Here is an 18,955-nt window from a genome sequence, read left to right on the forward strand (position 1 = left end):
TGTTTCGGTGGTCATAGCGTGAGGGAAACGCCCGGTTACATTCCGAACCCGGAAGCTAAGCCTCACAGCGCCGATGGTACTGCAGGGGGGACCCTGTGGGAGAGTAGGACACCGCCGAACAATTCTTCTAAAAGGTCGGATCCTGAACTTCGGTTCGGGGTCCGACCTTTTTACGTTTTGCTTAACGTGTCGTTCACCCTGCGCGCCGAGCATCCAGCACATGGGAACTGCTGCAATGCTCAGGGCCGCCGGCGTCGGCGTGGGTGACGAGGTCGTCGTACCGGCCTTCGGGAACGTCGAGGTCGCCGAGGCCGTGACGCTGGCCGGCGCGCTTCCCGTGTTCGCCGACATAGACCCGGTCACCTACTGCCTGGACCCCGGCGCTGTCGAGGCAGCCGTAACTCCGCGTACCGCCGCGGTCGTTGTCGTACACCGCTTCGGACGGTGGGCCGATCTGCGGCGGTTGCACGCGCTCGGGCAGCGGCACGGGGTCCTGGTGCTGGAGCAGGGCGAGTCCGAGGTGCCGTACGACGAGATAGCGCAGCGCAGGGAACGGGCCGCCTACCTCGACGGCAAGCTCAAGGGTGTACGGACTCCGGACGGCGGTGACGGGCACACCTACCAGCAGTACGTCGTGCGGGTGCCGGGGAACGGCCGGCCGGACCGGGACGCTTTCGCGATGGCCTTGCGGGCCAAGGGAGTCGAGTGCCGGGTGCCGGTCAAGACGCCTGTGCACCGGCTGCCGGAGTTCCGTCGGTGCGTGTCCCTGCCGGAGACCGAGCAGGCCGCCGACGAGACGCTGACGCTGCCCGTCGACGCCTCGCTCACCAAGCGGGAGATGCAGCGGGTCGTCTCGGCCTGCAACGCGCTCGGCGGACTGCTGCAGCCCGCCTACTGAGCGGGTTCCGAACTAATTTGGGAACTCGGGCCCGCTCGAGGTAGAGTTTCTTCGTCGCCGCGAGGGAAACCTCGAAAACGACCGGCCCCTATAGCTCAGTCGGCAGAGCGTCTCCATGGTAAGGAGAAGGTCAACGGTTCGATTCCGTTTGGGGGCTCCAGCAAAAAGGCCTCACCCTTCCGGGTGGGGCCTTTTTCGTGCCTGATGCCGGCTCAGGCCTCCTTGTGGATTCCCGGAACGCGCATCGCCAGGATCGCCATGTCGTCCGACGGGGCGTCCGACGCGAAGCGTTCCACCGCCCGCATGATGCGCGCGGCGACCGCGCCGGCCGTCAGACCCGTGCACGTGGTGAGGACGTCGGCGAGGCCGTCGTCGCCCAGCATGCGCGCCCCCTCACGGCGTTCGGTGACGCCGTCCGTGACGCAGAGCAGTACGTCACCGGGGTCGAGGGTGACGGTCTCCTCGTGCAGCTCCAGGTCCTCGATCACGCCCAGCAGCGGCTGCGGTTCGGCGGCCGGCGTCACCGTGCCGTCCTGGCGCAGGCGCAGCGGGAGCGGATGGCCGGCGCAGACCACCTTCAGCTCGGCGCTGCCGTCCTCCTGCGGGCGCATCTCGCCGTAGAGGAGAGTCAGGAAGCGGCTGCGGTCGCCCTCGTCGAGGATCGCGGAGTTCAGGCGCTGCAGGACCGCCGGTCCGGACAGACCCTCGCGGGCCAGCAGGCGCAGAGCGTGCCGGGCCAGACCGGTGACCGCCGCCGCGTTCGGGCCCGTACCGCAGACGTCGCCGATGGCGAAGCCGTAGGCGCCGTTGCCGATCGGGAAGAGGTCGTAGAAGTCGCCGCCGACCTCGTTGCCCTCGCCGGCCGCGCGGTAGATGACCTCCACCTCGACGCCGTCGATCTGCGGCAAGCCCGGAGGGAGCAGGCTGCGCTGGAGAGACTGGCTGATGGCCGTGCGCTCCGAGTAGAGGCGGGCGTTGTCCAGGGCGAGCGCGGCCCGGCGGGACAAGTCCTCGGCCAGTTCCAGGATCTCCTGGCGGAAGTGTTCGTCGGTCGGCTTGCCGAGGGTCAGCATGCCGATGACGCGGTTGCGGGCCACGAGCGGCAGGACGACCGTCTCGCCGCCGACCGCGGAGGCCGTGGCGAGGGTGGGGCCGATGCTCGAGGCGACCCGGTGCGTGGGGCCGCCGGAGAGGCCGAGGCTGCGCATGGAGGTGCGCAGGGCCGCCTGGTGGGCGACCTCGGCGGGCGTGGTCCAGACCCGGGCGCCGGGGGTCGGTACCGGGTCCGGCGGCGGGATCTTCGACAGCAGCGACTTGATGCCGTCGATGAGCTCCTCGTCCTCGTGCAGGACGTACGACAGGTACGGCTCGGAGGCCTGGTCGGCGATCGTATAGACGGCGCACCAGGTGGCCAGGGTGGGAACCGTCATCTGGGCCATCAGGGCCAGCGTCTGGTCGCGGTCCAGGGTGCCGGCCAGCAGGTCGGAGGCCTCGACCAGGAAGCTCAGGGAGCCGCGGCGCAGCCGCTCGAGCTCGCCCAGGCGGGCCGACTCGACGGCCAGGGCGATCCGGTCGGCGGCGAACTGCAGACGCAGCGCCTCCTCGTTGGAGTACCGGCCCGGTGACTCGGCCGCGACGCCGAGCGAGCCGGTGAGGCGGCCCTCGACCTTCAGCGGGACCGTGACGACCGAGCGCATCCCGGTGCCGGAGAGCAGCGGTACGGCGCCGGGGACGGACATGAGGTCGTCGTGGACGGCCGGCATGCGCGCGGATCCGTAGCGGCCGGGGCCGGCCTCGACGGGCACGCGTGCGAAGCGCTGACGGGCGGAGGGCAGGCCGGTGGAGGCGCGGACCTCCAGCTCGGTCTCGTCGTCGGTGGCCAGCAGCAGGAATGCGGAGTCGGCGTCGAGCATGTCGCGGGCCCGCTCCACCGTGCGCTGCAGGAGGCCGTCGAGGTCGTCCGGGGCGGGGGAGCCGATGAAGACCTCGAAGGGGTCGGTGCTCTGGCCGTCGGAGGTCTGCGGCTGGTCGCCTGCCGGGACGCGCGACGGGCTCTGCAGGACGGCGCGCTCGTCGTCGCGGACCAGGAGGCAGACGGTCGAGGGTTCGCCGCCGGTGTCGCGGACCCTGAGGTGGGAGGCGTACACCGAGGCCACCTTGCCGTCGGCGCCACGGATGCCGTAACTGCCCTCCCAGCGGGAGAGCTGCAGGGCCTCGGCCACTCCGGTGCCGGTGCCCGGGGTGTGCGGCCAGGCCGCCAGTTCGGTGAGGGGCCTGCCGATGACCTCGGTGGCCGGATAGCCGAACAGTTCTTCGGCGTCCTCGTTCCAGGAGGTGATGGCTCCCTTGCGGTCGACCTGGAGGACGGCGACGCGGACCCGGCCGTCGGCCAGCGGGAGCAGGTCGGCGGGCAGGGGCGGGCCGGCGGTGCGGGTGCCGACCGGACGTTCGGGCAGGTTGAGCTGGAACCAGACGTTCTTGTGGGTGGGCGTGTAGTCCACGCCCCAGCGGGTGGCCAGGGCCGCGCACAGCTGCAGGCCGCGGCCGCCCTCGCGGTCGGGGCTGCCCATGGTGGCGGCGGCGTTCTGGAGGGGGACCTCGCGCTCGGGGTAGCGGTCGGACACCTCGATGCGCACACCGTCCGCGGTGCGCAGGCACAGGACGTCCGCGTGCGTGCCCGCGTGGACGACCGCGTTGGTCACCAGCTCGCTCGTGAGGACCACGGCGTCGTCGACGATGTCGGCGAAGCCCCAGCCCTGGAGGGTGTCGCGGACGAAGGACCGGGCGGTCGCGACCGATCGCCCGACGGGCTCGAAGGTGGCGGCCGCGCGCGCGGTGATCACAGAACTCCTCGGCCGGTTGTCGTCGGGCAGGGCTGCGCAGCCGGGCGGCTCGCTCCGCTGCTGCGGCATCAGCTCGCCCGCCCGCTGTGGCTCCGGGGGCTGTCCCCCGGGGATGACTCCGGTGGTCATGGTCTGCGGCCGCCCCTCCGATGCCCGCTCGTTCTCGTGCCACCGCCCAGACCGGTCGCACCGGTGCGGCTGGACAGCCGCATGCAAGGTTACTTACCTTCGCGGTCCGAGCGGATGCCGGTCGCCGGTGTTTACCCCCCAGGGTGTGCGGACGATGTGCGAAGCTGCCGAACTGTTATGGCCTGGTTCGGCGGGGGTGAAACACTGGGCAAGCTTCTGATGAAGGTCGGGTCAGCCTGCGTGTGTTCCGTGTACGGCGGGCAGCAGCCTCTGGTGTGGCCGGATCTCGTCTGGCAGAAATACGCAGCAGTAACGGGTACGCGGAAGTAACCGGTATGCCGATCAGCGGCACGCCGGGCCGAAGCGGCCGAGCACAGCAGTAACGGTCTACCCCTCCGGGAGGGACACAGTGGAGTCTGGCGCGGCGACGCGTGGTACGAAGACGCGCGCGAAAGGCGGACCGTCCCTGGGCGGGCGCGGCGAGACCACCGCCGTGGACACGGCTGCCCTGAACCGGCTGCTGGCGGCGCTCGTCTCGATGCGGGACGGGAACTTCCGCAAACGGCTCACCGTCTCCGGGGACGGTGTGATGTCGGAGATCGCGGCCGTCTTCAACGAGGTGGCCGACCGCAACCTGCATCTGACCGGTGAGCTGTCTCGGGTGCGGCGCATGGTGGGACGTGAGGGAAAGCTCACGGAGCGGCTGGAGACGGGGGCCTGCGAGGGCTCCTGGGCGTCCGCGATCGACGCCTCCAACGCGCTCGTCGACGATCTCGTGTGGCCGGTGTCGGAGGTCGGCCGCGTGCTCACGGCGGTCGCCGAGGGTGATCTGTCGCCGCGGATGGAGCTGCGGACGCAGGCTCTGGACGGCGGCACCGGGCATCCACTGCGGGGCGAGTTCCTGAAGGTCGGACGTACCGTCAACAACCTGGTCGACCAGCTGTCGACGTTCACGGACGAGGTCACGCGCGTGGCCAGCGAGGTCGGCACCGAGGGCAAGCTCGGCGGCCAGGCCAGGGTGCGTGGTATGTCCGGTTCGTGGAAGGACCTGACCGAGTCTGTCAACACCATGGCGCGGCAGCTGACCGCCCAGGTGCGCGACATCGCGCTGGTGACGACGGCGGTCGCCCGGGGTGACCTGTCACGCAAGGTCACCGTGCAGGTCGCCGGCGAGATGCTGGAGCTGAAGAACACCGTCAACACGATGGTGGAGCAGCTGTCGTCCTTCTCCGTCGAGGTGACCCGGGTCGCCCGTGAGGTGGGCACCGAGGGCATCCTGGGCGGTCAGGCGCAGGTGCCGGGCGTGGCCGGGGTGTGGAAGGAACTGACCGACTCCGTCAACACGATGGCGGGCAACCTGACCGCCCAGGTACGTGGGATCTCGCAGGTCACGACGGCTGTCGCCAATGGTGATCTGTCGCAGAAGGTGACGGTTCCGGCGCGTGGCGAGGTGGCGCAGCTCGCCGAGACGATCAACCAGATGACCGAGACGCTGCGGATCTTCGCGGACGAGGTCACGCGCGTGGCGAACGAGGTCGGCGCGGAGGGCCGGCTCGGCGGCCAGGCGAACGTGCCGGGCGCCGCCGGTACCTGGAAGGACCTGACGGACTCCGTCAACACGGTCTTCCGGAACCTGACCACGCAGGTGCGGGACATCGCCACGGTGACGACGGCCGTGGCCAACGGTGATCTGTCGCAGAAGGTCACGGTCGACGTGGCCGGCGAGATGCTGGAGCTGAAGAACACCGTCAACGGGATGGTTGACCAGCTCTCGGCGTTCGGTGCCGAGGTGACACGGGTCGCGCGGGAGATCGGTGTCGAGGGTGAGCTGGGCGGCCAGGCGCAGGTGCCGGGCGCGGCCGGCGCATGGAAGGACTTGACCGACTCCGTCAACACCGCGTTCCGCAACCTCACCGGACAGGTGCGCAACATCGCCCAGGTGACCACGGCGGTGGCCAACGGCGACCTCTCCCAGAAGGTCACGGTCGACGTCTCCGGCGAGATGCTGAAGCTGAAGAACACCGTGAACACGATGGTGGACCAGTTGTCGAGCTTCGCCGACCAGGTCACCCGGATGGCCCGGGACGTGGGTACGGAGGGACGGCTGGGCGGTCAGGCCCGGGTGGACGGCGTGTCGGGCACGTGGAAGGAGTTGACGGACTCCGTCAACTTCATGGCCGGCAACCTGACCTCCCAGGTGAGGCAGATCGCCCAGGTGACGACGGCCGTGGCGCGCGGCGACCTGTCGCAGAAGATCGATGTTGACGCGCGCGGCGAGATCCTTGAGCTGAAGAACACGATCAACACGATGGTTGATCAGCTGTCCGCCTTCGCCGACCAGGTGACCCGGGTCGCCCGGGACGTGGGTACGGAGGGCCGGCTCGGGGGTCAGGCGCAGGTGCCCGGTGTGGCCGGCGTGTGGCGGGACCTGACCGACTCCGTGAACGGCATGGCCGGCAACCTGACGGCCCAGGTCCGCAACATCGCGCAGGTCGCGACGGCCGTGGCCCGCGGTGACCTCTCCCAGAAGATCACCGTGGACGCGCGCGGGGAGATCCTGGAGCTGAAGAACACCCTGAACACGATGGTGGACCAGCTGTCGTCGTTCGCCCAGGAGGTCACCCGGGTGGCCCGTGAGGTGGGTACGGAGGGCATCCTGGGCGGTCAGGCCGAGGTGCAGGGGGTCTCCGGCACCTGGAAGGACCTCACGCAGTCCGTGAACTTCATGGCGAACAACCTGACGATCCAGGTGCGCAACATCGCCGAGGTCACGACCGCGGTCGCCAAGGGTGACCTGTCGAAGAAGATCACTGTTGACGCGAAGGGCGAGATCCTTGAGCTCGTCACGACGGTCAACACCATGGTTGATCAGCTGTCCAGTTTCGCCGAGCAGGTGACCCGGGTGGCCCGTGAGGTGGGCACCGAGGGCATCCTGGGCGGTCAGGCGACCGTGCCGGGCGTCACCGGCATCTGGAAGGACCTGAGCAACAACGTCAACCTGATGGCCAACAACCTGACGATGCAGGTGCGGAACATCTCCCAGGTCGCCTCGGCCGTCGCCAACGGTGACCTGACGCGGCAGGTGACGATCGAGGCCCGTGGTGAGGTCGCGCAGCTCGCCGACACGATCAACATCATGGTGAAGACGCTGAGTTCGTTCGCCGACCAGGTCACCAAGGTGGCCCGTGAGGTGGGTACGGACGGCATCCTGGGCGGTCAGGCGCACGTGCCGGGTGTGGCCGGCACCTGGAAGGACCTCACCGAGTCGGTGAACCAGATGGCGTCCAACCTGACCGGCCAGGTGCGGAACATCGCCATGGTGACCACGGCGATCGCCAAGGGTGACCTGACGAAGAAGATCGACATTGACGCGCGCGGCGAGATCCTCGAGCTGAAGACGACGATCAACACGATGGTCGACCAGCTGTCCAGCTTCGCCGAGGAGGTCACGCGCGTGGCCCGCGAGGTGGGCACCGAAGGGCAGCTCGGCGGCCAGGCACGCGTGCGTGACGTCGACGGCACCTGGCGGGACCTGACCGAGTCGGTGAACGAGATGGCCGGGAACCTGACCCGGCAGGTGCGTGCCATCGCGCGCGTGGCGACCGCGGTGACCCGCGGCGACCTGAACCTGAAGATCGACGTCGACGCGTCCGGCGAGATCCAGGAACTGCAGGACTACATCAACAAGATGATCGCCAACCTGCGCGACACCACGATCGCCAACAAGGAGCAGGACTGGCTCAAGGGCAACCTGGCCCGTATCTCCGGCCTCATGCAGGGCCGCCGGGACCTGGAGGACGTGGCCTCGCTGATCATGAGCGAGCTGACGCCGGTGGTGTCCGCGCAGCACGGCGGGTTCTTCCTGGCGATGCCGCTCATGGAGGGCAAGGACGCCGGCGACGGCGAGGACAACTACGAGCTGCGGATGCTGGGTTCGTACGGCTACTCGATGGGCTCCATGCCGACGTCGTTCCGGCCCGGTGAGGCGCTGGTCGGCACGGCCGCCGAGGAGAGGCGCACGATCCTGGTGGAGAACGCGCCCAGCGGCTATCTGAAGATCTCCTCCGGGCTCGGCGAGGCTCCGCCGGCGCAGGTGATCGTGCTGCCGGTGCTGTTCGAGGGCAATGTGCTCGGTGTGATCGAGCTGGCCTCCTTCACGCCGTTCACGCAGATCCAGAAGGACTTCCTCAACCAGATCGCCGAGATGATCGCGACCAGCGTCAACACCATCTCGGTCAACACCAAGACGGAGCTGCTGCTGAAGCAGTCGCAGGAGCTGACCGAGCAACTGCGGGAGCGGTCGGCAGAGTTGGAGAACCGGCAGAAGGCGCTGCAGGCCTCCAACGCCGAACTGGAGGAGAAGGCCGAGCTGCTGGCCCGGCAGAACCGCGACATCGAGGTGAAGAACACCGAGATCGAGGAGGCCCGGCAGGTCCTGGAGGAGCGTGCCGAGCAACTCGCGGTGTCGATGCGCTACAAGAGCGAGTTCCTCGCCAACATGTCGCACGAGCTGCGTACGCCGCTCAACTCGCTGCTGATTCTGGCCAAGTTGCTCGCCGACAACGCCGAGGGCAACCTCTCCCCGAAGCAGGTGGAGTTCGCCGAGACCATTCACGGCGCCGGCTCCGACCTGCTCCAGCTGATCAACGACATCCTCGACCTGTCGAAGGTCGAGGCGGGCAAGATGGACGTCTCCCCGACGCGTATCGCGCTCGTGCAGCTCGTGGACTACGTGGAGGCCACCTTCCGGCCGCTGACCGCGGAGAAGGGCCTGGACCTGTCCGTACGGGTCTCCCCGGAGCTGCCGCCGACGCTGCACACCGACGAGCAGCGGCTGCTGCAGGTGCTGCGCAACCTGCTCTCGAACGCGGTGAAGTTCACCGACTCCGGGTCGGTGGAGCTGGTGATCAGGCCGGCCGGTGCGGACGTGCCGGTGGGCATCCGGGAGCAGCTGCTGGAGGCCGGTTCGCTGACCGATCCGGACGCGCCGCTGATCGCGTTCTCGGTGACGGACACCGGCATCGGGATCGCGGCCAGCAAGATGCGGGTGATCTTCGAGGCGTTCAAGCAGGCGGACGGTACGACCAGCCGCAAGTACGGCGGCACCGGCCTCGGCCTGTCGATCTCCCGGGAGATCGCGCAGCTGCTCGGCGGTGAGATCCACGCGCAGAGTGAACCGGGGCGCGGTTCGACGTTCACGCTGTACCTGCCGCTGCACCCGAGTGAGCTGCCGCCGCAGGGCTACCAGCAGTCCGCGCCTCCGCTGGAGGCGGGTGAGCTGCTGGCCTCCGAGGCCAGGCAGTCCTCGGAGCTGTCCGCCGTGGAGATCGAGATGCCGGCCGAGGTGAAGTCGTACCGGGAGACGCAGAACGGTCCCGCTGCGCTCTTCCGGCGCCGGCGCCGGGGTCTGCCCGAGGGCGAGCCGCGGTCCGAGGCGTGGTCGGCGGTGCCCGAGCAGGAGAGCGCGCCACAGTCCGCGCGCGGGGTGCGGTTCGGCGGCGAGAAGGTGCTGATCGTCGACGACGACATCCGCAACGTGTTCGCGCTGACCAGCGTCCTGGAGCAGCACGGCCTGTCGGTGCTGTACGCCGAGAACGGCCGTGAGGGCATCGAGGTGCTGGAGCAGCACGACGACGTGGCCGTCGTGCTGATGGACATCATGATGCCCGAGATGGACGGGTATGCGACGACCACGGCGATCCGCAGGATGCCGCAGTTCGCCGGGCTGCCGATCATCGCGCTGACCGCGAAGGCGATGAAGGGCGACCGGGAGAAGGCGATCGAGTCCGGCGCCTCGGACTACGTGACCAAGCCGGTCGACCCGGATCACCTGCTTGCCGTGATGCAGCAGTGGATGGGTGGGAAGTGACGAGATCGGCGCACCGGGATGTGAATATGTGGGGAACCCTTGGCGTGGGTCGGGAGTTGTCCGGTTGAGGTGAGGGCGAACGTACGGCCTAAGGTGGCCTGCGAACGTATAGGAATGCGGGATTCCGGGAACCATCCCGGCCCCTGCCGCGTTTCCGGTACGTGCACAGTGACATCGCGGTGACAGGGTGTGGCGACGGGCGGGGTGCGGCTACGATGACCGGCACAAGGACGGGCGGCGAAAGGGAGTCGTCCCCTGGGGCGGCGCCCGGTGTACCGCCGGGGCGAGGAGGGCGGGCCATGGTGCAGAAGGCCAAGATCCTCCTGGTCGATGACCGGCCGGAGAATCTGTTGGCGCTGGAGGCGATCCTCTCGGCGCTCGATCAGACGCTGGTGCGGGCATCGTCCGGGGAGGAAGCGCTCAAGGCACTGCTCACGGACGATTTCGCGGTCATTCTGCTGGACGTCCAGATGCCGGGCATGGACGGATTCGAGACCGCCGCCCACATCAAGCGGCGCGAGCGGACGCGGGACATCCCGATCATCTTCCTCACGGCGATCAACCACGGCCCGCACCACACCTTCCGGGGCTATGCGGCGGGCGCGGTCGACTACATCTCCAAGCCCTTCGACCCGTGGGTGCTGCGCGCGAAGGTCTCGGTGTTCGTCGAGCTGTACATGAAGAACTGCCAGCTCCGGGAGCAGGCGGCACTGCTGCGGCTGCAGTTGGAGGGCGGCGGCAAGGGCGCGGTCGGTGGCAAGGAGTCCGCGGGTCTGCTCGCCGAGCTGTCCGCGCGGCTCGCGGCCGTCGAGGAGCAGGCCGAGGCCCTGTCCAAGCAGCTGGACGACGATTCGGCGGACGCGGCCGCGGTGGCCACGGCGGCGCATCTGGAGCGCAAACTCACCGGGCTGCGGCGCGCGCTCGACGCCCTGGAGCCGGGCGCCGGCCCCGGCGGCTCGTCGGTGCCGGCGCAGAACTGACGACGCCCGGGCGGCGGTTGCCCATGAGCGTGCGTCAGTTCCGGTGTCCGCCAAGGGCGACACGAACGGGTGAAGCTGTGGGCACACGTGTCCGCTGTCGTCTCCCCCGGTAACCTCACACCCATGGCCTCACGTCCCTCCGCAGCCAAGAAGCGGCCCGCCAAGAAGGCGGCCGCTCCCTCGAAGGCTCCGGCGAAGAAGGCCGCAGCGAAGAAGGCCCCGGCCAAGAAGGCGCCCGCCAAGAAGGCCCCGGCCAGAAAGGCCGCGCCGCCGAAGCCTGCGCCCAGCCCCACCGGGGGCGTGTACCGGCTCGTGCGCGCCCTCTGGCTGGGTCTCGCGCACGCCGTCGGCGCCGTCTTCCGCGGCATAGGGCAGGGCGCCAGGAATCTCGATCCGGCCCACCGCAAGGACGGCATCGCACTGCTGCTGTTCGCCATCGCGCTGATCGTCGCCGCCGGCACCTGGGCCGACCTGAAGGGCCCCGTCGGCGGTCTGGTGGAGATCCTCGTCACCGGCGCCTTCGGCCGGCTCGACCTGCTGGTGCCGATACTGCTCGCGGTGATCGCCGTACGGTTCATCCGCCACCCGGAGAAGCCGGAGGCAAACGGGCGGATCGTGATCGGCCTGTCCGCGCTCGTCATCGGCGTGCTCGGGCAGGTCCACATCGCCTGTGGCTCGCCCGCCCGCAGCGACGGCATGCAGGCCATAAGGGATGCCGGCGGCCTCATCGGCTGGGCGGCGGCCACCCCGCTGACGTACTCCATGAGCGACGTGCTCGCCGTACCGCTGCTGGTGCTCCTGACGCTCTTCGGGCTGCTCGTGGTGACCGCCACCCCGGTCAACGCGATCCCGCAGCGGCTGCGGGCGCTCGGCGTACGCCTCGGCGTGCTCCACGACCACGAGGCGGACGAGTTCTCCGAGGACGACGAGCGCTACGACGAGCAGTGGCGCGAGGCGCTGCCCGCGCGCCCCCGTAAGCGCCCGTCCGCCCCTCAGTCCTACGACCCCGACAGCGCCGAGGAGGAGGCGCTGTCGCAGCGCCGCGGACGCCCCCGGCGCTCCGCGGTGCCCCAGCCGGATCCGCAGCGCCGGATGGACGCCGTGGACGTCGCAGCGGCGGCCGCCGCTGCGCTCGACGGCGCGGTGCTGCACGGCATGCCGCCCTCCCCGCTGGTCGCGGACCTCACCCAGGGCGTCAGCGTGGGCGACCGCGAGGAGACCACACCGGTACCGACCCCCGTGCCCGCGCCGGCTCCCACGCCGTCGCCGGTCCCGGCCGCGCGCCCCAAGCAGGAGAAGCTCACGGCCGGAGTGGTCCCCGACCTGACCAAGAAGGCCCCCGAGGAGCCCCGCGACCTGCCGCCGCGCGCCGAGCAGCTCCAGCTTGCCGGGGACATCACCTACGCGCTGCCGTCGCTGGACCTGCTCACCCGCGGCGGCCCCGGCAAGGCGCGCAGCGAGGCCAACGACGCGATCGTCGCCTCGCTCACCCAGGTCTTCACCGAGTTCAAGGTCGACGCCGCCGTCACCGGCTTCACCCGCGGCCCGACGGTCACCCGCTACGAGGTCGAGCTCGGCCCCGCCGTCAAGGTCGAGCGGATCACCGCGCTGACCAAGAACATCGCGTACGCCGTCGCCAGCCCGGACGTGCGGATCATCAGCCCGATCCCCGGCAAGTCCGCGGTCGGCATCGAGATCCCGAACACCGACCGGGAGATGGTCAACCTCGGCGACGTACTGCGCCTCGCGGAGTCCGCCGAGGACGACGACCCGATGCTGGTCGCCTTCGGCAAGGACGTCGAGGGCGGGTACGTGATGCACTCGCTGGCGAAGATGCCGCACATGCTGGTCGCCGGTGCCACCGGCTCCGGCAAGTCGTCCTGCATCAACTGCCTGATCACCTCGGTCATGATGCGGGCGACCCCGGAGGACGTCCGGATGATCCTGGTCGACCCCAAGCGGGTCGAGCTGACCGCGTACGAGGGCATCCCGCACCTGATCACGCCGATCATCACCAACCCCAAGCGGGCCGCCGAGGCGCTGCAGTGGGTCGTACGCGAGATGGACCTGCGCTACGACGACCTGGCGGCCTACGGCTACCGGCACATCGACGACTTCAACCAGGCGATCCGCGACGGCAAGGTCAAGCCGCCCGAGGGCAGCGAGCGCGAGCTGCAGCCGTACCCGTACCTGCTGGTGATCGTGGACGAGCTGGCCGACCTGATGATGGTCGCCCCGCGCGACGTCGAGGACGCGATCGTGCGCATCACCCAGCTCGCGCGCGCCGCCGGCATCCATCTGGTCCTCGCCACCCAGCGCCCCTCGGTCGACGTGGTCACCGGTCTCATCAAGGCCAACGTGCCCTCCCGGCTGGCCTTCGCCACGTCCTCGCTCGCCGACTCCCGGGTCATCCTCGACCAGCCCGGCGCCGAGAAGCTGATCGGCAAGGGCGACGGCCTGTTCCTGCCGATGGGCGCGAACAAGCCGACCCGTATGCAGGGCGCCTTCGTCACCGAGGCCGAGGTCGCGGTCGTCGTCCAGCACTGCAAGGACCAGATGGCGCCGGTCTTCCGGGACGACGTCACGGTGGGCAGCAAGCAGAAGAAGGAGATCGACGAGGACATCGGCGACGACCTGGACCTGCTGTGCCAGGCGGCCGAGCTGGTCGTCTCCACCCAGTTCGGGTCGACCTCCATGCTGCAGCGCAAGCTGCGCGTCGGCTTCGCCAAGGCCGGGCGGCTCATGGACCTCATGGAGTCCCGCAACATCGTGGGCCCGAGCGAGGGATCCAAGGCTCGTGACGTTCTTGTGAAGCCTGACGACCTGGACGGCGTGCTCGCCATGATTCGCGGGGAGTCTGAGGAGTAGGGCGAAGGGCCGTCCGGCGGACGCCGGTGACGTCGGGCGGCGGCATCCGTCGTGATCCACCTGTTAGAGAACGGCGAGCAACCGTTTCCCTTCGTCGTACGTCCAGTTGAGCGAAAGGACAGTTGGGGGTCCCACCATGGGGTACCTGCCTGTCGAATCATAGGAATGTCCGGCCATTCCTATGGTGGACAAAGTCAGACCGCCCGGTTGCCCCACCCTTTCGTACCCCCCCTAGACTGAGCTTCCAGCACAGGTGGCTACACGCTCGAAAGGCGCCCCCCGTGTCCATCGGCAACTCCCCTGAAGACGAGCGTCCGTTCCGAGACGAGCCCCAGGAAGCCCGTGTCTCCGTGGGCCGCGCCCTGCAGCAGGCGCGGATCGCGGCCGGGCTCACCGTGGACGATGTCAGCACCGCCACTCGTGTCCGTATCGCCATCATCCATGCCATAGAGGCGGACGACTTCGCCCCCTGTGGCGGCGACGTCTACGCGCGCGGGCACATCCGCACGCTGGCCAGGGCCGTCCACCTCGACCCCGCTCCCCTGATCACCCAGTACGACGGCGAGCACGGCGGCCGTCCCGCACCCACCCCGGCAGCACCCCTGTTCGAGGCCGAGCGGATCCGGCCCGAGCGGCGCGGGCCGAACTGGACCGCCGCCATGGTCGCCGCGATCGTCGTGGTGATCGGCTTCGTCGGCTTCACCGCCGTCAAGGGCGGCGACTCCGGCAACGACGCGAAGTCGCAGGTCGCCGGTGGCGGCAAGTCCGCGGCAAGCAAGTCCGCCTCGCCCACGCCGAAGAAGGACAAGCCCGCCACGCCGAGCCCCGAGCCCTCCGACAGCGCAATCGCCGCCGCGCCCCAGGACAAGGTGACCGTCCAGGTCAGTGCGCCCAACGGACGCAGCTGGATCTCGGCCAAGGACCACAACGGCCGGATGCTCTTCGACGGGCTGCTGAACAAGGGCCAGTCCAAGACCTTCCAGGACAGCTCCAAGATCAACCTGATCCTCGGCGACGCCGGCGCGATCGAGCTGTACGTCAACGGCAAGAAGATCGACGACAACTTCCAGCAGGGCCAGGTGCAGCGCCTCACCTACACGAAGGGCGACCCCGTCGCGGGGTAGGGCGCCCCGAGGCGGAACGGATGTGACGGGGTCGGCCAAGATCGGCAGGGTCCTGCCGGGAGGCCCTGACCCCGTCGACGTGGGCTGTCGGTGAGACGAAGTACTCTTGAGCCCATGCCTGAACGCCGTACCGTCGCACTCGTCACACTCGGCTGCGCCCGTAACGAGGTGGACTCGGAGGAGCTCGCAGGCCGTTTGGAGGCGGACGGCTGGCAGCTCGTCGAGGACGCCGCGGACGCCGACGTCGCCGTGGTCAACACGTGTGGTTTCGTCGAAGCCGCGAAGAAGGACTCCGTCGACGCCCTCCTCGAGGCGAACGACCTCAAGGACCACGGGAGAACCCAGGCCGTCGTGGCGGTGGGCTGCATGGCCGAGAGGTACGGCAAGGAACTCGCCGAGGCGCTGCCCGAGGCCGACGGCGTGCTCGGCTTCGACGACTACGCGGACATCTCCGACCGCCTGCAGACCATCCTGTCCGGCGGCGTCCACGCTGCCCACACCCCGCGTGACCGCCGCAAGCTGCTCCCGATCAGCCCGGCCGAGCGGCAGGAGTCGGCCGTGTCCGTCGCCCTGCCCGGGCACGGACCCGCCGACCTCCCGGAGGGCGTGGCCCCCGTCTCCGGCCCCCGCGCGCCCCTGCGCCGCCGGCTCGACGGCTCCCCGGTCGCCTCGGTGAAGCTCGCCTCCGGCTGCGACCGGCGCTGCTCCTTCTGCGCGATCCCGTCCTTCCGCGGCTCCTTCATCTCCCGCCGCCCCAGCGACGTGCTCAACGAGACGCGGTGGCTGGCCGAGCAGGGCGTGAAGGAGATCATGCTGGTCTCCGAGAACAACACCTCCTACGGCAAGGACCTGGGCGACATCCGTCTGCTGGAGTCCCTGCTGCCGGAGCTGGCCGAGGTCGACGGCCTCGAACGGGTGCGGGTGAGCTATCTGCAGCCGGCCGAGATGCGCCCCGGCCTGATCGACGTGCTGGCCTCCACCCCGAAGGTCGCCCCGTACTTCGACCTGTCCTTCCAGCACTCCGCGCCCGGCGTGCTGCGTGCCATGCGCCGCTTCGGCGACACCGACCGCTTCCTGGAGCTGCTCGACACGATCCGCTCCAAGGCGCCCGAGGCCGGTGTGCGCTCCAACTTCATCGTCGGCTTCCCCGGCGAGAGCGAGACGGACCTCGCTGAGCTGGAGCGCTTCCTGAACGGCGCCCGCCTGGACGCGATCGGTGTCTTCGGCTACTCCGACGAGGAGGGCACGGAGGCGGCGACCTACGACGACAAGCTCGACGAGGACGTCGTCGCCGAGCGCCTGGCCCACATCTCCCGGCTGGCCGAGGAACTCGTCTCGCAGCGCGCCGAGGAGCGCGTCGGCGCAACCGTGCGCGTCCTGGTCGAGTCCGTCGACGAGGAAGAGGGCGTGTACGGCCGTGCGGCGCACCAGGCGCCCGAGACCGACGGTCAGGTTCTGCTCACGAGCGGCGCTGGCCTGAGCGTCGGACGTATGGTCGAGGCGAAGGTGGTCGGTACGGAAGGTGTCGACCTGGTGGCCGAGCCGCTGGCCGGCTCGCTCGCGTGTAGTGAGGAGGCGGGCAGATGACCGGAGTCCCGGCATCCGCCGCGGGTGGCTCCTCCGGCGCGCACGGCGCCCGGGGTTCCGCCGCCGCCGCCGACGGCGCTCGGTCCGAGGTCTCCGGTTCTGCCCCAGGTCCCGACAGCGGCGGCAGGTCCGCGCGCGGCGGGAAGATCGCGGCCGCGGCCGTCAACCAGGCGAGCGTCTGGAACGTGGCCAATCTGCTGACCATGCTCCGGCTGGTCCTGGTGCCCGGCTTCGTCGCGCTGATGCTGGCGAACGGCGGCTACGACCCGGCCTGGCGCTCGCTGGCCTGGGCGGCCTTCGCCATCGCCATGATCACCGACCTGTTCGACGGACATCTCGCGCGCACCTACGACCTGGTCACCGACTTCGGGAAGATCGCCGACCCCATCGCCGACAAGGCGATCATGGGGGCGGCGCTGATCTGTCTGTCGGCCCTGGGCGATCTGCCGTGGTGGGTGACGGCCGTGATCCTCGGCCGGGAACTCGGCATCACGCTGCTGCGTTTTCTGGTCATTCGCTACGGCGTGATCCCGGCCAGCCGCGGGGGCAAGCTCAAGACCCTCACTCAGGGAGTGGCGGTCGGGATGTATGTCCTGGCGCTGACGGGATGGCTGGCCACGCTGAGGTTCTGGGTGATGGCCGTGGCTGTCGTTTTGACCGTCGTCACCGGACTCGACTATGTGAGACAAGCCATTGTGCTGCGCAGGCGGGGAATCGCCGAGCGCGCGGCGGCGTTGGAGGAGAAGGAAGCGTGAGCTCGCAGGCCACCGAAGTGGTGCGACTACTGACCGTGAGGGGCGAGACCCTCGCCGTCGCGGAGTCGCTCACCGGTGGCCTGGTGGCGGCGGAGATCACCTCGGTCCCCGGAGCGTCCAAGGTGTTCCGGGGTTCGGTCACCGCCTACGCCACCGAGCTGAAGCACGGGCTGCTGGGCGTCGACGCCACTGTGCTGGCACAGCGAGGAGCGGTGGATCCGCAGGTCGCAAGCCAGATGGCGGTCGGCGTACGGAAGGTTCTGGGCGCCGACTGGGGCATCGCGACCACCGGCGTCGCCGGCCCCGAACCGCAGGACGGCAAGCCCGTCGGGACGGTCTTCGTGGCCGTCGACGGGCCCCTCACCGACCGCCCGGGTTCTGCCGCTGGCGGAAAAGTGGAGGCCCTGCGGTTGAACGGCAGCCGTGCGGAAATTCGTATGGAGAGTGTACGGAGCGTACTCACGGCGCTCCTGGAGCAGCTTGCGGGCGAACAGACCGGTAATGAGCGGGCACAGGATACGGAACGGAACGGGGGGTTTTGATGTTTGCAGCCCTGAGTGAACACGACATCGCTCCCCGCACGGCCGCAGCGCGAGGCGGTACGGTGGGGCGAGAAGGATGCGGCTACGCGGTCCGAGGAGGGAGCCACCGATGATTCTGCTCCGTCGCCTGCTGGGTGACGTGCTGCGTCGGCAGCGCCAACGCCAGGGCCGTACTCTGCGCGAAGTCTCCTCGTCCGCCCGAGTCTCACTCGGCTATCTCTCCGAGGTGGAGCGGGGGCAGAAGGAGGCTTCCTCCGAGCTGCTCTCCGCCATCTGCGACGCGCTGGACGTACGGATGTCGGAACTCATGCGAGAGGTGAGCGACGAGCTGGCGCTCGCCGAGCTGGCCCAGTCCGCCGCGGCCACCGAGCCCGTGCCCACGCCGGTCCGTCCGATGCTGGGTTCCGTGTCGGTGACCGGTGTGCCACCGGAACGGGTGACCATCAAGGCACCCGCGGAGGCGGTGGACGTGGTCGCAGCGTGACGTACGCGTGCGCGGCTTAGCGAACATGTGAGGCCCCGGCCGGGCTTCTCGGGATGGACCGAGAAGCGTGGTCGGGGTTTTCTCTTTACCGGCCGCCCACGGGCCCCGCGTGTGGTTTCTGTCACTTTTGTGCCCGTTTGCCGGGCTCGGTCGGTGCGGTCATGGTGGAGGGACGTGACGGCGCCGAAGCACCGGAGGAAGCGGATGTACGTCGTGAAGAGCCCGTTGGCCGAGGGGGACCTGAAGACCGTGGCCGAGGCGTTGCAGGGTGCCCTCGTCGACCTGGTGGACCTCTCCCTGGTCGCCAAGCAGATCCACTGGAACGTCGTCGGGCCCCGCTTCCGCTCCATCCACCTCCAGCTCGACGAGGTCGTCGCCTCCGCGCGCACCCACTCCGACACCGTGGCCGAGCGGGCCTCGGCCCTGGGCGTGCCGCCGGACGGGCGCGCCGCCACGGTGGCCTCAGGCAGCCGTATCGGCACCACTCCGGCGGGCTGGATCAAGGACGGGGACGCGGTCGGGGCGATGGTGGACGCGCTCGGCGCGGTGATCGCCGCGATGCGGGTGAGGGTGGCGGCGACGGGGGAGCCGGATCCGGTGACCCAGGACATCTTCATCGGGATCACGGCGGATCTGGAGAAGCATCACTGGATGTTCCAGGCGGAGAACGCGTAGGCGGTTCGGCCGGGATCGGTTGCCGGTGCTGTTCCGGTGCCCCGCGCCGGGCTGCGGTCGGGGGCTGCGGTCCGGGGGCCGAGCCCGCAGATGCCCGCTGTCGGCCTTCGGTTTCGTCCTGGTGCACCGGTGAGCCCATGGTGCGCCGTCCCCGCCGGGCGGGCGGAGGGCTAGCGTCCGGCAGGAGGTGGTGGCGGGCAT

At 69.6% G+C, this 18,955-nt stretch carries 11 protein-coding genes, 1 tRNA gene and 1 rRNA gene; 12 read left to right on the plus strand and 1 reads right to left on the minus strand.

Going from position 1 to position 18,955, the window contains the following annotated elements:
• Nucleotides 1-3: 3 nt before the first annotated feature.
• From rrf to SRB17_RS31465, 3 genes are all read left to right on the plus strand, one after another.
• A 5S ribosomal RNA gene (gene rrf / locus SRB17_RS31455) occupies nucleotides 4-120 on the plus strand.
• 115 nt (nucleotides 121-235) lie between these two features.
• Nucleotides 236-898 carry a DegT/DnrJ/EryC1/StrS family aminotransferase gene (locus SRB17_RS31460; RefSeq protein ID WP_153544037.1) on the plus strand — a complete coding sequence of 221 codons (663 nt, stop codon included), beginning with the start codon at nucleotides 236-238 and terminating at the stop codon, nucleotides 896-898.
• 84 nt (nucleotides 899-982) lie between these two features.
• Nucleotides 983-1,058: transfer RNA gene (locus SRB17_RS31465), tRNA-Thr, on the plus strand.
• A gap of 52 nt (nucleotides 1,059-1,110) precedes the next feature.
• On the opposite strand, the gene SRB17_RS31470 is transcribed toward SRB17_RS31465, so the two are convergent.
• Nucleotides 1,111-3,870 (minus strand): SpoIIE family protein phosphatase, encoded by a 2,760-nt coding sequence (locus SRB17_RS31470; RefSeq protein WP_153543598.1) that lies wholly within the window; start codon nucleotides 3,868-3,870, stop codon nucleotides 1,111-1,113.
• A 409-nt stretch (nucleotides 3,871-4,279) separates the two neighbouring features.
• Between SRB17_RS31470 and SRB17_RS31480 the strand changes: the two genes are divergently transcribed.
• From SRB17_RS31480 to SRB17_RS31520, 9 genes are all read left to right on the plus strand, one after another.
• Nucleotides 4,280-9,739 carry a HAMP domain-containing protein gene (locus SRB17_RS31480; protein ID WP_323376516.1) on the plus strand — a complete coding sequence of 1,820 codons (5,460 nt, stop codon included), beginning with the start codon at nucleotides 4,280-4,282 and terminating at the stop codon, nucleotides 9,737-9,739.
• A 299-nt stretch (nucleotides 9,740-10,038) separates the two neighbouring features.
• Nucleotides 10,039-10,719, plus strand: coding sequence for a response regulator (locus tag SRB17_RS31485; RefSeq protein ID WP_069778400.1), 681 nt, complete (start codon nucleotides 10,039-10,041; stop codon nucleotides 10,717-10,719).
• A 123-nt stretch (nucleotides 10,720-10,842) separates the two neighbouring features.
• A complete protein-coding gene (locus tag SRB17_RS31490; protein WP_153543599.1) occupies nucleotides 10,843-13,587 on the plus strand; it encodes a DNA translocase FtsK in 2,745 nt (914 codons plus the stop codon).
• Nucleotides 13,588-13,868: 281 nt separating this feature from the next.
• Nucleotides 13,869-14,711, plus strand: coding sequence for a helix-turn-helix domain-containing protein (locus SRB17_RS31495; RefSeq protein WP_323376517.1), 843 nt, complete (start codon nucleotides 13,869-13,871; stop codon nucleotides 14,709-14,711).
• Nucleotides 14,712-14,825: 114 nt separating this feature from the next.
• Entirely contained in the window at nucleotides 14,826-16,298 is a 1,473-nt protein-coding gene (gene rimO, locus SRB17_RS31500; protein WP_153543600.1) for a 30S ribosomal protein S12 methylthiotransferase RimO, read from the plus strand.
• On the plus strand, nucleotides 16,295-17,053 hold the full coding sequence (pgsA, locus tag SRB17_RS31505; RefSeq protein ID WP_153543601.1) for a CDP-diacylglycerol--glycerol-3-phosphate 3-phosphatidyltransferase: 759 nt from the start codon (nucleotides 16,295-16,297) through the stop codon (nucleotides 17,051-17,053). Before rimO ends, pgsA begins: the two co-directional genes overlap by 4 nt.
• Nucleotides 17,050-17,595 carry a CinA family protein gene (locus tag SRB17_RS31510; protein WP_323376518.1) on the plus strand — a complete coding sequence of 182 codons (546 nt, stop codon included), beginning with the start codon at nucleotides 17,050-17,052 and terminating at the stop codon, nucleotides 17,593-17,595. Before pgsA ends, SRB17_RS31510 begins: the two co-directional genes overlap by 4 nt.
• A 109-nt stretch (nucleotides 17,596-17,704) precedes the next feature.
• Nucleotides 17,705-18,079 carry a helix-turn-helix domain-containing protein gene (locus SRB17_RS31515; protein WP_030178264.1) on the plus strand — a complete coding sequence of 125 codons (375 nt, stop codon included), beginning with the start codon at nucleotides 17,705-17,707 and terminating at the stop codon, nucleotides 18,077-18,079.
• A gap of 204 nt (nucleotides 18,080-18,283) precedes the next feature.
• Nucleotides 18,284-18,754 (plus strand): Dps family protein, encoded by a 471-nt coding sequence (locus tag SRB17_RS31520; protein WP_153544045.1) that lies wholly within the window; start codon nucleotides 18,284-18,286, stop codon nucleotides 18,752-18,754.
• Nucleotides 18,755-18,955 lie beyond the last annotated feature (201 nt).

The sequence above is a fragment of the Streptomyces sp. RB17 genome (assembly GCF_009604455.1).
Classification (GTDB): Bacteria; Actinomycetota; Actinomycetes; order Streptomycetales; family Streptomycetaceae; genus Streptomyces.

Excerpts from the sequence above, each read along its gene's own strand:
- SRB17_RS31520 (WP_153544045.1), top strand. The coding sequence starts at position 18,284 with ATGTACGTCGTGAAGAGCCCGTTGGCCGAGGGGGACCTGAAGACCGTG.
- pgsA (WP_153543601.1), top strand. The coding sequence starts at position 16,295 with ATGACCGGAGTCCCGGCATCCGCCGCGGGTGGCTCCTCCGGCGCGCAC.
- rimO (WP_153543600.1), top strand. The coding sequence starts at position 14,826 with ATGCCTGAACGCCGTACCGTCGCACTCGTCACACTCGGCTGCGCCCGT.
- SRB17_RS31460 (WP_153544037.1), top strand. The coding sequence starts at position 236 with ATGCTCAGGGCCGCCGGCGTCGGCGTGGGTGACGAGGTCGTCGTACCG.
- SRB17_RS31490 (WP_153543599.1), top strand. The coding sequence starts at position 10,843 with ATGGCCTCACGTCCCTCCGCAGCCAAGAAGCGGCCCGCCAAGAAGGCG.
- SRB17_RS31470 (WP_153543598.1), bottom strand. The coding sequence starts at position 3,870 with ATGACCACCGGAGTCATCCCCGGGGGACAGCCCCCGGAGCCACAGCGG.
- SRB17_RS31515 (WP_030178264.1), top strand. The coding sequence starts at position 17,705 with ATGATTCTGCTCCGTCGCCTGCTGGGTGACGTGCTGCGTCGGCAGCGC.
- SRB17_RS31485 (WP_069778400.1), top strand. The coding sequence starts at position 10,039 with ATGGTGCAGAAGGCCAAGATCCTCCTGGTCGATGACCGGCCGGAGAAT.